Here is a 15,172-nt window from a genome sequence, read left to right on the forward strand (position 1 = left end):
GCGGATGGGGCTGTGTATTTTTTTACCACTGGATTCATAGAGTGATCGGACAGGTCGAGGCCGATCATGTTGAAGACGTCGAAGATACTTCACCGCATAGCCCTGTCTGCATTGCTGCCCATCGTCACACTGGCCGCGTTGGCGGCCTACGAGATTTCCACGAAATGGGCGGTGCGTGTCGAGATGACGCGCATGCAGCCGGCGGCGGACGCCGTCGCCAGGCTCAGCCGCTTCGTTCATGAGCTGCAGCGTGAGCGCGGCATGTCGTCGGCATTTCTGAGCAGCAAGGGCACGCAGATGCGTGCCGAGCTGGATCAGCAGCGCAAGCTGACCGATGGCGAGCGCGCGCACGCGGTTGCCGCGCTGGACGGGCTGCGCCGGAGCGCCGCACTGGCCGAGGCGGCGCAGGCGAGCGAACAGGCGTTGACGCAGCTCGATCGCCGCCGCGGCGACATCGATGCCCAAGCCGTCACGCCGGCGGCAGCGGTCAGCTCGCTCACCGAGATCGTCAGCCGGCTGATCAGCCTGATCAGCGGCATATCGAGGCTCAGCGATGACGACGATATCTCCAAGGCGATCATTGCCTATGGCAATCTGACCGAAGGCAAGGAGCGCGCCGGCCTGGAGCGCGCGGTCGTGGCGGGAGGCCTTGCCGCCGGTCGCTTCGAGCAGGCCGCCTACGCGCGCGCCATAGGGCTGGCTGCGGCGCAGGACAGCTATTTCGCGGCCTTTCGCGCCGCCGCCTCGGCGAAAGGACGTGCGGCGTTCGATGCGGCAATGACGGGACCGGCGATCGACGGTGTCGTTGGCATGCGCAAGGTGGTGGAGCAGGGCGGCGTCAGCGGTGATTTCAAAGGGCTCGCGAGCAAGGCCTGGTTCGATGCGGCCACGCTGCGGATCGATCTGCTGAAGCAGGTCGAAGACGCTCTGGCCGTCGAGCTGTCCGAGCTGATGGCCGGCAAGCAGGCCGCGGCCACGGCCAGCCTCGCCGCCGTCGGCGCGATGCTGCTGGTCGCCTTGGCGCTGAGCCTCGCGATCGTCGTTGCGCTGGCGCGCAGCATCACCAGGCCGATCAACGCCCTTGCCGATACGATGACGCGGCTGGCGAAGGGCGATGTGAGCACTGCAATCGACGCGGTCGATCGGCGCGACGAGGTCGGCCTGATGGCGAGGGCAGTGCAGGTCTTCAAGGAGAACATGATCCATGGCGCCGAGCTCGCTGCCAGGGATGCGGAGGCGATGAGCCAGCGCGCCGAAAAAGCCAAGCGCGTCGGCGAACTGACCGACCGTTTCAGCGGTGACATCGCGGCCGTGATCGACAGCGTGATCTCAGCCTCGGCACAGCTCGAATCGACGGCCGCCGTGATGAATCGGACGGCGAGCCGGACCTGCAGTGAAGCGAGCAGCGTTGCGCAGGCGACCGAGGCCGCGTCGAGCAACATGCAGACGATGGCCGCTGCGACGGACCAGCTGTCGAGCTCGGTCGCGGGCATCGGCGGTCAGGTGACGCAGTCGGCCGACATGGCGCAGAAGGCGGCCGCGGAGGGGCAGAGGACCAACGAGACCGTGCAGGGCCTTTCCAGCATGGCCGAGCGGATCGGCGACATCGTGCGGCTGATCAGCGACATTGCCGGCCAGACCAATCTTCTCGCGCTCAATGCGACCATCGAGGCCGCGCGGGCGGGTGAAGCCGGCCGCGGCTTTGCCGTCGTCGCCGGCGAGGTGAAGCTGCTCGCCGAGCAGACCGCCAAGGCGACCGGCGAGATCCGCGCGCAGATCTCCGGAATGCAGGAGGTGTCGAGCGAGGCCGTCCGGGCCATCCGCGGCATCACCACGACCATCGGCGAGCTGAACGAGATCGCGTCGTCGATCGCGAATGCCGTCGAGGAGCAGGGCGCGGCGACGCGCGAGATGGCGCGGAACGTCCAGCACGCAGCCAAGGGGACCGACGAAATTTCGCAGAACATCCAGCAGGTCACGGCCGCCGCAAACGAATCCGGCGCCACCGCCAGCCAGGTGCTCGGGGCGTCGGCGGAGCTGCTGCGTCAGTCCGAGAGCATGCGCCGCCATGTCGACGACTTCATTCGCGGCATCAAGGCGGCGTGAGCGATCGCACGCGATGTGATTGGCGCGGTGATTGGCTGCCGGGGTCGATTGCGATCCTGGTGCTGCTGATGGAGTCGTTGCAGTTGCCGCCCACGCGGCGTCGTCCCGGCCTTGAGCCAGGACCCATACCGCGCCATCTATCGCGTGGCGCTCTGGACGCCGTTCTTTGCCAAATGGTGTCCTGGGGCCGTGGCGCTACTTATACTCCCGCTCATCCCACCACGGGAAATAGTCGGGCATATCGGCCGTCACCGTGTTCTTGAATTGCGCAGGGCGCTTCTCCAGGAACGACACCACGCCTTCCTTGACGTCGTCGGAGCGGCCGCGCGCGTAGATGCCGCGGCTGTCGACCTTGTGCGCCTCCATCGGATCGTCGGCGCCCATCATGCGCCACATCATCTGGCGGATCAGCGCGATCGACACCGGCGCGGTCTTGTCGGCGATCTCGCGGGCCAGCGCACGGGCGGTGGGCAGCAGATCATCCGGCGGCACGACCTTGCTGACGAGGCGGCCGGCGAGCGCCTCCTGCGCCGGAAACACGCGGCCGGTGTAGCACCATTCCAGCGCCTGCGAGATGCCGACGATGCGCGGCAGGAACCAGCTCGACGCCGCCTCCGGCACGATGCCGCGCTGGGAGAACACGAAGCCGAACCGCGCCGCGTCAGAGGCGATGCGGATGTCCATCGCGAGCTGCATGGTGACGCCGATGCCGACGGCGGGGCCGTTGACCGCGGCGATGACCGGCTTCAGCGACTTGAAGATGCGCAAGGTGACCTGGCCACCGCCATCGCGCACCTGCGGATCGGAATAGTCGACGCGGCCATCGGCGTGGCGCTTCACCGGTCCGCGCTTGGCATCGCGATCGAACGTGTCGGCCCCGGAGGAGAGGTCAGCACCCGCGCAGAACGCGCGGCCCGATCCGGTGACGATGATCGCCCTGACGCCGTCGTCCTTGTCGGCGCGATCGAAGGCGTCGATCAGTTCCTCCATCATGGTGCCGGTGAAGGCGTTGAGCTTTTCCGGGCGGTTCAGCGTGATGGTAAGGATCTTGTCGGCGACGTCGTAGAGGATGGTCTGATAAGCCATTGGCGCTTCCTGATGTTGTCGTGGCGCTTATTAGTTGTTTGCTCGTGCCACAATCTCCGCCGTCATTCCGGGATGCGCCCTCTTGGGCGCAGGCCCGGAATCCATAACCACCATCGTGAGTATGGATTCCGGGCCCGTGCTTCGCACGCCCCGGAATGACGACGACTGGGATCGACGATAGGGAGTACAATAGTTCAGCGAGAGGCCGCGTCAAATCGTGACGACATTCCGCATGGCGGGCAAAGAGCCGCGCTTTTCATTGGTCTCCCAGCACGCGATCCGGCAGCGATGTGGCCCACGCTCTTTCCCCGTCATTGCGAGCGCAAGCGAAGCAATCCAGAGTCGTGGGCGGGACTCTGGATTGCTTCGCTTCGCTCGCAATGACGGAGGAAGGAGTGGGGTGACGCGAATCAGGAGGCCGGCGGTATCGGCCATGGCCGCTGCTCGCCGCGTAATCCCTCGAACGTCTTGGCCATCCCGAGCACGCCGACATCATCGAAGCGGCGGCCGACGATCTGCAGGCCGATGGGGAAGCCGTCGGGGTCGTAGCCGGCATTGACGGAGATCGCCGGGTTCTCCGACATGTTCCAGGGCACGGTGTAGGTGATGTGCTCGAACGGCCTCTCGGGATCGTTGACCGGCGAGGCGAACTCGGCGGGGAATTTCACGCCGGGCGAGACCGGCGAGATGATGTAGTCGTAGTCGCAGAACAGTCTTGCCGCGGCGGCGCGTAGCGCCATCGTGACGTTGAAGCCTCTGACGACTTCGACGCCGGAGAGCGCGGCGGCGCGTTCGGCCCAGCGCAGGATGTAGGGCAGGGTCTTCGCGCGCACCTCGGGCGCCAGCCGCGCCAGATCGTCCCACAGCCGTGCACGCCAGAAATTGTCAAGACCGTCGAGCATCTCGCGCTTCAGGAAGCCCTTGACCTCGCTGATCACGGCGCCGGCGTCCTCGAAGGCTTTCGCCGCAGCCAGTGTCGTCGCGCGCACCGGCTCCTCCAGTGGCTGGCCGACGCCGCCGAGATCGAGCATCAGGCCGATGCGCAGCTTGCGCACCGGCTTCTCCGTGACCTTCCAGTGCAGGTCCGACGGCGGCAGGCTGGTGCCGTCGCGGCGGTCGGGCTTGGACAGCACGCTCATCATCAGCGCGGCATCGTCGACGATGCGCGTCATCGGACCGGCGACGCGGCCGACATAAGGCGGGTCGATCGGCACGCGGCCGAAGCTCGGCTTCAATCCGACGAGGCCGCACCACGATGCGGGCAACCGGATCGAGCCGCCGATGTCGGTGCCGACATGCAGCGGACCGTAGCCCGCGGCGGCTGCGGCGCCCGCACCGGCGCTCGAACCGCCGGGGTTCATGCGGAGATCCCATGGATTGCGCGTCAGCGGATGGAAGCTCGACAGGCCGGACGACAGCATGCCGTAATCGGGCATCGTGGTCTTGGCGAAGATGATCGCGCCAGCCTCGCGCAGCCGCGCCACCGGCGGCGCATCGGCGGCGAGCGGCGTGCGCGTGACGCTGGCTGCGCCGAGCGGCATCGGCTGGCCCTTGGTGGCGAGATTGTCCTTCACCGTCGCCGGTACGCCGTCGAGCACGCCGGCCGGCTCGTCATTGGCCCAGCGCGCGGTCGACGCCTCGGCCGCGGCCCGCGCGGCGTCGGCGTCGAGCAGATACAGCGCCTTGATGTGCGGCTCCCACGCCGCCACGTGCGCCAGGACCTCGTCCATCACCTCGGACGGCGAGAACTGGCGCGCGCGATAGCCGGCGATCAGGTCGACGGCGGAGAGATCGTGAAGCGAGGTGACGTCATCCGAGACGGGCTTGTGCATGCTGGTACTCCCACGCCGAAGTTCATCTCGATCCGCCGCCCGCTCATTGACGTATGTCAGTCGCGCTAGGCCGCCGGCAGCCGCGTCTCGATGATGCGGGCGAACATGCTGGCGCCGATCGGCAGGATCTTGTCGTCGAGCACGTAGCCGGGATTGTGCACCGGCACCGAGCCGTCATGGCCGACCCAGAAATAGGCGCCCGGAATCGTCTGCAGCATGTCGGCGAAATCCTCGCTGCCCATCTTCGGCGTCGAGCGGGTCAGCACCTTGGACGGCTCGACCACGGTGCGCGCGACCTGCTCGACGACCTTGGACTGCTCCTCCTGGTTCACCAGCACGCTGAACGTGTCGCGGATGTCTACGTCGATCTCGCAATTGAAGGCGGCCGCCATGCCGGCGCAGATCGCGCGCATGCGCTCGCGCACCAACGCGCGCACGGGATCCGAGAACGCGCGCACGGTGCCGCACAGCCAGGCATCGCCGGGAATGACGTTGTAGGCCGAGCCGGCGTGGATCTGCGTAATCGAGACGACCGCGGCCTGCAGCGGCTCGACATTGCGGCTGACGATGGTCTGGATCGCCTGCGCCACGGTGGTCGCGATCACCACCGCATCCTTGGAACGCTCGGGCATGGCGCCATGAGCGCCGTAGCCGGAAATCCGGATGTCGAAGAAGTCGGCGCCGGCCATTGCCGGACCGGGCAGGATCGCGATCTCGCCGTGCTCCAAGTCCGGCGCGTTGTGCAGGCCGTAGAGCTCGTCGCAGGGAAACTTCTGGAACAGGCCGTCCTTGATCATCGCGCGTGCGCCGCCGAGGCCTTCCTCCGCCGGCTGGAAGATGAAGTGCACGGTGCCGTCGAAGTTGCGAGTCTCGGCGAGATAGCGCGCGGTGCCGAGCAGCATCGTGGTGTGGCCGTCATGGCCGCAGCCGTGGAAACGGCCGGGGATGGTCGAGCGCCACGGCAGGTTCGTGTTCTCCTCCATCGGCAGCGCATCCATGTCGGCGCGCAGGCCGATCTTCCTGCCGCTGTCGTTCTTACCCTTGAGCACGCCGATCACCCCGGTGCCGCCGAGGCCGCGATGCACCTCGATGCCCCATTGCGCAAGCTTCTCGGCGACGATGCCGGAGGTGCGCGTCTCCTCGAAGCCGATCTCCGGATGCGCGTGCAGGTCGCGGCGGATGGCGGTGAGCTCGTCGGCGTAAGCCTGGATGCGATCGATGGTGGGCATGGAGCGTTTCCGTTGTCGGGTTAAGCTTCGAACGCCGGGCCGTTCGGCTTGAGGCGGATGCCCGGACGCAAGCTGGTCCAGGGCAGGGTGGAGGGATCGGCGGGCATCGCGCCGGGCGCGGCGCAGATCAGGAGATGTTCGGCGATCGGTTCGAAATCGGCGCGGAAATGCACCGAGCTCTTGTTGACCAGGATCGCCTGCGCGGTCGGCTCGATGCCGACGAAGCGGTACATCTCCTGGTCGGCAAGCTGGGACTTGTGCGAGGCCACGACGACGCGGACATCGCCAATGCGCAAGCACGCTGACGGTCCCATTTCCATCTTGCGGCCGCCGTAGAACGGTCCGGGTGCGACGAAGCGGCCGTCGGAGATCTTCTCGACGATGAAGCTCTCCTCGAACGGCGCATCGCCGGGAATGCCGCTCTTGCCGCCGAGCGACAGCGTCACGGTGGCCCCTTCGCCGGCCGCATGCGCGGCGATCGCCGCTTGCGGATCGTAGATCATGCCGATCGCGGCGCGGCTGGCGCGATTGCGCACCAGCGCGCGCAGCATGCCGGTCGTATCGGAATCGCCGCCCGCGCCGGGATTGTCCTGGGTGTCGGCGATCACGATCGGACGCGTCGCTGTCTTCGCCAGCGTCATCGCATGGCGCACGCCGTCATCGGGCGTGTAGATGCGGCCGTCGAAATCATCCTCGTGGCCCGCGACGATCGCCGCGATCGCATCCGCCGCGGCGTCCGCGTCGGCCTGCGTCCGGCCATAGGCGAACACGCTCGGGCCGCAATGCGCGAAATCGGCGGCGGGAAAGCCGGGCGCGAACGACAGCGTCGGCACCGCCTCGCTCTGCAGCGCCGCAAGCTTCTCGTAGATGCCCTTGGTCGGCTGGTCATTGGTGCACTGCCAGCTGATCGGGATCAGGAACGGCAACTGCCGGAAGGCTTTCGCCAGCGGCGTCTTTGCGCGCAGCAGCAGCGCGAGGTGCTCGGCGCTGGCGCGGCCGGTGTCGGCCATGTCGGTGTGCGGATATTTCCGGTAGGCGATCAGCGCATCGGCATGTGCCATCATCTCGGGGGTGACGTTGGCATGCAGGTCGAGGCTCGCGACGAGCGGCACGTTCGGGCCGATCACCTCGCGCACGCGCGCCAGGATCTCGCCTTCGCCGTCGTCGAGATGCTCCGTCACCATCGCACCATGCAGGTCGAGATAGACGCCGTCGAGCGGGCCGGCGGCCTCGATGCGGTCGACCATCACGCCCGTGATGCGCTCGAACGCATCCCTGGTGACATGCGCGGAGGGACTCGCCGCGCAGGCGATGGTGGGCACGACGTCCCAACCGTTGGCTTCCGCGACTGCCATGAAGCCGGCCTGGCCGGCATTGATGCCGCGCATCGTCGTGAGCACGGAGGCCGCATCGGCGATCGAGGCGCGGCCGCCGCCATGCATGAACGCGTCGTAGTCCGCTTTCGTCGGTGCGAATGTGTTGGTCTCGTGCAGAAAGCCGCCGATCGCGACGCGCGTCATTACTTCGCCTCAGGCCGTTGAACGTGTCATGACGTTAGACCGGCCCTCGCGGCGCAGGCAAGCGAAGGAGCGATGCCGTTTTGCATGCGGGCCACGATGACGGCGCGCCGGCCTGCACGGACTCTCTCCGCGCGTCATTCCGGGGCATGGCGCGGCGATGAGCCCGGAATCCATACCCACAGACGGTCGTTGGGAAGCAGGCTGTCGACCACCCGATATCACCACACCCGCCTGTGGGTATGGATTCCGGGTTCGTGCTGCGCACGCCCCGGAATGACAGCGGTGGGTGGCGCTGCTACGCCACCGCCTCCGCCACCGGCCGGAAGTTCGCGAAATCCCAGTTCCGTCCCGGCGCGGCCTCGAGCAGGGACTTGGTATAGGCCTCCTTCGGATGCGTCAGGATCTCGCCGGCCGGGCCCTGCTCGACGATGCGGCCCTTCTGCATCACGACGACGTCGTCGCAGATCTGCGCGGCGACGCGCAGGTCATGCGTGATGAACAGGATGGCGATGCCGAGCCGGCGCTGGATCTCGTCGAGCAGCTCCAGCACCTGCGCCTGCACCGAGACGTCGAGCGCGGAGACCGCTTCATCCGCCACCAGCACGTCGGGATCGAGCGCGAGCGCGCGCGCAATCGCGATGCGCTGGCGCTGGCCGCCGGAGAACTGGTGCGGGTAGCGCGAGATCGCGTCCGCGGGCAGGCCGACCAGCTCGAGCAGCTCGCGCGCCCGCGCCATCGCCTTGTCATGCGAGGTGCCGTAGTTGACCGGTCCCTCGGCGATGCTCTCGCCGACGGTCAGCCGCGGGTTGAGCGAGCGGTAGGGATCCTGGAACACGATCTGGATGCGCTTGCGGTGCGGCTGCAGCAGCCGGCGGGTCAGGATCGAGATCTCGTGGCCGGCGAGGCGGACGCCGCCGGAGGTCGGATCGATCAGCCGCACGATGCAGCGGGCCACGGTCGATTTGCCGGAGCCGCTTTCGCCGACGATGCCGAGCGTGCGGCCCTTGCGCAGGGTGAGCGTGACGTTCTGCGCAGCGACGACTTCGCGCGCCTTGCCGAGGAACGAGCGCTCGCGATAGACCTTGCCGAGTTCGTTGGTCTCCAGCACCACCGGCTCGGTGCTCTCGGGCCGCGGCGGGCGTGGGATCAGGCTGGGGACGGAGGCGAGCAGGTTGCGCGTGTAGTCCATCTCGGGGCTGCGCAGGATCTTGTCGAGCGCGCCGGTCTCGACTAGGCGGCCCTGGCGCATCACCGAGACGCGGTCGGCGATCTCGGCGACGACGCCCATGTCGTGGGTGATGAACAGCACGGCGGTGCCGTGATCGCGCTGCAACTCGCGGATCAGCGAGAGGATCTGCTTCTGCGTGGTGACGTCGAGTGCGGTCGTCGGCTCGTCGGCGATCAGGAGTTTCGGCTCGAGCACCAGCGCCATCGCGATCATGATGCGCTGGCGCTGGCCGCCGGACAGGCGATGGGGATAGGAGCCGAAAATGCGCTCGACGTCGGGCAGGTGGACCTGCTCCATCATGTCGAGGATGCGCTTGCGCCGCGTCCGCGCATCGAGGGACGTATGCGCGCGCAGGACCTCGTCGATCTGGCGGCCCACCGGCACGACCGGATTGAGCGCGGTCATCGGCTCCTGGAAGATCATCGCCATCCGGGTGGCGCGCAGCTCGCGCAGCCGGCGATCGCTCGCGGTGAGCAGCTCTTCGCCGACCAGCTTGACGCTGCCGCCGACGGCATGCAGCGCGTTCTTCGGCAGCAGGCCCATCGTGGTCAGCGAGGTCACCGATTTGCCGGAGCCGCTTTCGCCGACGACGCAGAGCGTCTCGCCCTTTTCGACCTTGATCGAGACGCCGTCGATGATGCGCGGGCCGTTCGGGTTCTTCGTCTTGCCGACGGTGACGACGAGATTGTCGATGTCGAGGATGGTGTCGGTCATGTGTTCATTTCTCCAGCGTCATTGCGAGGAGCGAAGCGACGAAGCAATCCAGAGTTCCGGGCGTGGCCCTGGATTGGATTGCTTCGCTTCGCTCGCAATGACGAAAAGTGAGATGATCATCCGGGCTACGAAGGGCCGTCACTTGCCGGCCTCGCGCTGCTTCATGCGCGGGTCGAGCGCGTCGCGGGCGGCGTCGCCGATCAGGTTGATCGAGAGGATCGCGATCGACAGCAGCAGGCCCGGCCAGAAGATCAGCGACGGCTTGATCTGGAAGTAGGAGCGGCCCTCGGCCATGATGTTGCCCCAGGTCGGCGTCTCCGGGCTGATGCCGGCGCCGAGAAACGACAGGATCGCCTCGGTGAGGATCGCGGCGGCGCAGATGTAGGTGCCCTGGACGATCAGCGGCGCGATCGTGTTCGGCATCAGATGCCGCCACATGATCTTGGGCATCGACGTCCCCAGCGAAATCGCAGCTTCGACATAGGGCTCCTCGCGTGCCGTCAGCACGACCGAGCGGACCAGGCGCGCGACGCGCGGGATCTCGACGATGGTGATCGCGATCATCACGGTGCCGACGCTGGCGCCCGACAGCGAGACGACGGCGATGGCGAGCAGGATGCTCGGGATCGCCATCAGGCCGTCCATCACGCGCATCAGGATGGCGTCCACCCAGCGGAAGAAGCCGGAGACGAGGCCGATCACGAGCCCGATCGCGATCGAGATGATCGCGGCGCCGACGCCGACTAGAAGCGAGATGCGGCCGCCATAGATCGTGCGCGACAGCAGGTCGCGGCCATAGGCGTCGGTGCCGAGCAGGTGTTGCGCGCTCGACGGCTTGAGCCGCTGCGCCGGCGCGAGCAGCACGGGATCGTGCGGCGCCAGCAGCGGTGCGAGGATCGATATCAGCACGATGAGTGACAGGCAGACGGTCGCCACGGCGATGATCGGGGTCGAGGTGAGAAAGCCGAACCGGGGCCCCAGTCGCGTGGTGACCGGGATCGACGGCTCAGGGGTGGTGACGATCGCCATCGGAAAGGGCCTCAGTAGCGGATGCGTGGATCGAGCAGGGTGTAGGCGAGGTCGATCAGGAGATTGACCGCGAGATAGATGAAGGAGGTCAGAAGGATCATGCCCTGGATGACCGGATAGTCGCGCGCCAGCACGGCGTCGACGGTGAGGCGGCCGATGCCGGGCAGGTTGAACACGCTCTCGGTAACCACGACGCCGGAGATCAACAGCGCGAAGCCGGAGCCGATCACCGTGATGACGGGCACGGCCGCATTGCGCAACGCGTGGCGCAGCAGCACCGCGATCTCGCTGACGCCCTTGGCGCGCGCGGTGCGCACGAAGTCCTCGCCGAGCACGTCGAGCATCGCGGCGCGCGTCATGCGCGCGATCAGCGCGACGTAGATGAAGGACAATGCGCAGGTCGGCAGGATGATGCGCTCGAAGAACGGGCCGAAGCCGGCGCTGAGACTCTTGAAGCCCTGGACGGGGACCCAGCGCAGGTTGATCGCGAACAGCTGGATCAGGATGTAGCCGATGACGAACACCGGCACCGAGAAGCCGATCACCGAGAGCGCCATCACGAAACGATCGATCCAGGTGCCGTGCTTCCAGGCCGCGATGACGCCGAGCGGGACCGCGACGAGAATCGACAGGATGATGGTCGAGATCGCGACCGAGATCGACGGCTCGATGCGCTGGCCGATCATCTGCAGCACCGGCACCTTCGAGATCAGCGACACGCCGAGATCGCCATGCAGCAGCTGATTGATCCAGGTGATGAACTGGATGTAGAGCGGCTCGTTCAGTCCGAGCGTGGTGCGGATGCGCTCGAGCTGCTCAGGGGTCGCGTTGTCGCCGGCGAGAATCGCGGCGGGATCGCCCGGCGTCAGCCGCAGCAGCAGAAAGACGAACAGCGCCACCACGCCCATTACGGGGATGGATGCGAGGATGCGGCGAAGCAGATAACCGATCATCTTGAGAGAACCGCCTTCATGGTGCTGGGGCGACGCGCGCAACGTCGTGAGAGAGTGTGCATGTCACCGATATCCATCGCTTTCAAGGTCTCCGGTGTTCGCTCGTCCGCTCGTGCACGCGCGATGACACGGCGTTCGTGATCCGCGCGAACCGTCGCATTTGCGAACAATGTCGCAGCACTTTGCGGCGAACCTTGCGCGAAACTTTGCAAGCCGCATGCCATCATGCGCGCGCCGTGGAGCCGTTGTCTACTCACCGTCCTGGTCCCGGAAAATGAAACCGTGCTGCTGCGCAGCAGGCGGTGCGTAGCCGGGAGAGCGAAGCGACCCCGGGGTCTCGCGCTGCGGCGATGACCCCGCATGTCGCTGCGCTCATGCGGGCTACGAGATCTTGCCCGGAGGCAATCCTACGCCAGGGTCGCGAGCAGACCCGCCATCAGGCGGCCACGCTCGGCAAGGCTGTCGATCTCGATGTGCTCGTTCAGGGTGTGCATGTCGGTGCCGCGCACCCCGAGGCCGTCGAGGGTCGGAATGCCGAGCGCGCCGGTAAAGTTGCCATCCGAGCCGCCGCCTGCCGAGCCGTGCGGCAGCGACAGGCCGAGCTGTTCGGCGATGCCGCGCGCCTTGTCGTACAGCGCCATGGTTCCGGAATCCGGCTCCCACACCGGCCGCGTCACGCCGCGCGTCACCTTGAAGGTCACGTCGTCGGTGGTGCCGGACAGCGCCAGCATCCGCTCCACGCCGCGGTCGAGATCGGCCTGCCGCTTCGCCATGCTGAGCGCTTCGCCGGTGGCGGTGGTGGCGACGCAGTTGACCCACTGGCCGGCATGCACGATGCCGACTGAGAAGGTGCAGTCCTCCGTCGTCATGCCGTCGATGGCGAGGATCTGTCGCGCCATTTCCCGGATCGCGGAACGGCCCGCGCCGAGCCGCGCGCCGGCATGGCTCGGACGTCCGATCGCCTCGAGATTGAAGCGGGCGATGGCATAGCGGCCGGTCACCACGCCGTTGTCCTGACGGCCCGGCTCGGGCACCAGCACGTATTTGTTGCGCTGCGCCTCGGCTTCGATGATGTCGCGGGTCGAGGGCGTGCCGACCTCCTCGTCCGGCGTGAACAGGATGGTGATCGGCAGCGGCGTCGCGATGGAAGCCTTGATCAGCTGGCGGATCGCTTCCAGCGTGAGATAGTTGCCGCCTTTCATGTCGCAGATGCCGGGCCCATAGCATTTGTTGCCCTCGCGGCGCCAAGGCAGTCTGGCCAGCGTGCCGACGGGGTGAACGGTATCCATGTGGCCGGCGATCAGGATGCCGGGCTCACCCTGCCGCGGGTGCGGGAAGCGGGCGCGCACGCAGCCGGCGAAACCCTGGCGCCCGGCGATGCGCTCGATCGTCGCACCCAGGATGGCCATGTCGCGCGCGGCAAGATCCAGCATGCGCTCCACCGCGGCGGCGTCCCAGGTCGGACTTTCGCACTCGACCCAGCCGCGCAAGCCCCGCAGCATGATTTCGGTATCAAAGGGAAGATGGGCTGGATTCATTGGTGCTCTCTCAAGGCATTGTCGCGATCTCATGACACGAGACGCAGGCGGGCGCGCTTTGTAAAGCGAAAGCTATGCAGACGTTAACGGCATTGTCAGCCACGGGCCGCATGCGCTGAATGCGGATTGACGCGAAAGGCGACCTCTGCAACTGTCGAAAGCTTGCGACTTACAGCATGTTAGTTCGCACAAGGATTGATCTGCACGCCCAACGAATGGTCTGGATCTGATCAGTTTCAGGTCAGGCCATCCACTCAGGAGACCTCGTAATGTTCCACAGCCCGCGCTGGAAACGTCTGACGCTCGCGACGAGCCTCGCCGTTTCCATGCTTTCGCTCTCGACGGCGCTGAGCACCCAGGCCATCGCAGCCGGCAAGAAGACGATCACGGCGGTGATGCATTCGGATCTGCGCGTCATCGATCCCGGATTCACGACGGCCTACATCACCCGCGACCATGGCTACATGGTTTATGACACGCTGCTGGCGACCGATTCGAATTTCAAGGTCCAGCCGCAGATGGCGGACTGGAAGGTCTCCGACGACAAGCTGACCTACACCTTCACCCTGCGCGACGGCCTGAAATGGCATGACGGCACGCCCGTGACCGCCGAGGACTGCGTCGCCTCGCTGAAGCGCTGGGGCCGCAATGACGGCATGGGCCAGAAGCTGATGGACTTCACGGCGAGCCTGGAGGCGCCGGATGCCAAGACCATCGTGCTCAAGTTGAAGGAGCCTTACGGACTCGTCCTGGAGTCGATCGCCAAGCCGTCCTCGCTGGTGCCGTTCATGATGCCGAAGCGTCTCGCCGAGACGCCGCAGGGCCAGCAGATTCCCGAGCAGATCGGCTCGGGCCCGTTCAAATTCGTCAAGGCGGAATTCCAGCCGGGCGTGAAGGCGGTGTACGAGAAGAACACCGACTACGTGCCGCGCAAGGAGCCGGCGAGCTGGACGTCCGGCGGCAAGGTGGTGAAGGTCGATCGCGTCGAGTGGGTCACGATGCCTGACGCGCAGACCGCTGTGAACGCGCTGCAGTCCGGCGACATCGACTTCATGGAGAACCTTCCCTACGACATGCTGCCGGTGCTGGAGTCGAACTCCGAGCTCAAGATCGACGTGCTGAACAAGTTCGGCTACCAGACGCTCGGCCGCATGAACTTCCTCAACCCGCCGTTCGACAACGTGAAGGTGCGCCGCGCGGCCTTCCTCGCCCTGAACCAGAAGGACGTGCTCGACGCGCTGGTCGGCAACGAGAAGTACCAGAAGGTCTGCGGCGCCGTGTTCGTGTGCGGCACGCCGCTCGAGACCGACGTCGGTGCCGAGACGCTGATCAAGGGCAACGGCATGGCCGAGGCCAAGAAGGCGCTCGCCGAGTCCGGCTATGACGGCACGCCGATCGCGATCATGGCGCCGGGCGACGTCACCACCTTGAAGGCGCAGCCCGTGGTGGCGGCGCAGCTGTTGCGCGAGGCCGGCTTCAAGGTCGACCTGCAGGCCACCGACTGGCAGACGGTGGTGACGCGGCGCGCCAGCCAGAAGCCCGTGAAGGAGGGCGGCTGGAACATGTTCTTCACCAACTGGGTCGGCGCCGACGTCGCCAATCCCGTGGCGAACGTCTCGGTCGGCGGCCGCGGCACCAAGGGCGGCTGGTTCGGCTGGGCCGAGGATGCCGAGATCGAGAAGCTGCGCGACGCCTATGCGCGGTCGTCCTCGCTCGACGAGCAGAAGAAGATCGCCACCGAAATCCAGAAGCAGAACTACGAGAAGGTGATCTACATCCCGCTCGGACAATATCTGCTGCCGAGTGGCTGGCGCAAATCGCTGACCGGCGTGCTCGACGGCCCGGCGACGCCGGTGTTCTGGAATGTCGACAAGAGCGAGTAGGCGGCGGACGCACTCGTGACGCAAACAAAGACGCGGCGAAGTGGAGACTTCGCC

Annotated in this window: 10 protein-coding genes; 2 read left to right on the plus strand and 8 right to left on the minus strand. The window is 66.6% G+C overall.

The genetic code is table 11. The annotated features are described in order from the left end of the window. The first annotated feature begins 66 nt into the window (after positions 1-66). Positions 67-2,106: a methyl-accepting chemotaxis protein gene (locus QW863_RS06990; RefSeq protein WP_315714717.1), complete on the plus strand. Its 2,040-nt coding sequence runs from the start codon at positions 67-69 to the stop codon at positions 2,104-2,106. 195 nt (positions 2,107-2,301) lie between these two features. Here QW863_RS06990 and QW863_RS06995 read toward each other — a convergent pair whose 3' ends face one another. From QW863_RS06995 to QW863_RS07030, 8 genes are all read right to left on the minus strand, one after another. Beyond that, complete coding sequence (locus QW863_RS06995) at positions 2,302-3,192, minus strand: crotonase/enoyl-CoA hydratase family protein (RefSeq protein ID WP_315714716.1); 891 nt, start codon at positions 3,190-3,192, stop codon at positions 2,302-2,304. Between the two features lie 410 nt (positions 3,193-3,602). Further along, complete coding sequence (locus QW863_RS07000) at positions 3,603-5,024, minus strand: amidase (protein ID WP_315714715.1); 1,422 nt, start codon at positions 5,022-5,024, stop codon at positions 3,603-3,605. 65 nt (positions 5,025-5,089) lie between these two features. Then, positions 5,090-6,253, minus strand: a complete 1,164-nt coding sequence (locus QW863_RS07005) for a M20 aminoacylase family protein (RefSeq protein WP_315714714.1) — start codon at positions 6,251-6,253, stop codon at positions 5,090-5,092. A 20-nt stretch (positions 6,254-6,273) separates the two neighbouring features. Beyond that, complete coding sequence (locus QW863_RS07010) at positions 6,274-7,773, minus strand: M81 family metallopeptidase (protein WP_315714713.1); 1,500 nt, start codon at positions 7,771-7,773, stop codon at positions 6,274-6,276. A 295-nt stretch (positions 7,774-8,068) separates the two neighbouring features. After that, positions 8,069-9,715 (minus strand): ABC transporter ATP-binding protein, encoded by a 1,647-nt coding sequence (locus tag QW863_RS07015; RefSeq protein WP_315714712.1) that lies wholly within the window; start codon positions 9,713-9,715, stop codon positions 8,069-8,071. Positions 9,716-9,853: 138 nt separating this feature from the next. Next, a complete protein-coding gene (locus tag QW863_RS07020; protein WP_315714711.1) occupies positions 9,854-10,744 on the minus strand; it encodes an ABC transporter permease in 891 nt (296 codons plus the stop codon). Between the two features lie 11 nt (positions 10,745-10,755). Next, positions 10,756-11,697 (minus strand): ABC transporter permease, encoded by a 942-nt coding sequence (locus QW863_RS07025; RefSeq protein ID WP_315714710.1) that lies wholly within the window; start codon positions 11,695-11,697, stop codon positions 10,756-10,758. A gap of 407 nt (positions 11,698-12,104) precedes the next feature. Continuing rightward, positions 12,105-13,235 (minus strand): M20/M25/M40 family metallo-hydrolase, encoded by a 1,131-nt coding sequence (locus QW863_RS07030; RefSeq protein ID WP_315714709.1) that lies wholly within the window; start codon positions 13,233-13,235, stop codon positions 12,105-12,107. Between the two features lie 269 nt (positions 13,236-13,504). Between QW863_RS07030 and QW863_RS07035 the strand changes: the two genes are divergently transcribed. Continuing rightward, positions 13,505-15,118 (plus strand): ABC transporter substrate-binding protein, encoded by a 1,614-nt coding sequence (locus tag QW863_RS07035; RefSeq protein ID WP_315714708.1) that lies wholly within the window; start codon positions 13,505-13,507, stop codon positions 15,116-15,118. The last annotated feature ends 54 nt before the right edge of the window (positions 15,119-15,172 follow it).

Source organism: Bradyrhizobium sp. SZCCHNR1017 (assembly GCF_032381375.1).
GTDB lineage: Bacteria > Pseudomonadota > Alphaproteobacteria > Rhizobiales > Xanthobacteraceae > Bradyrhizobium.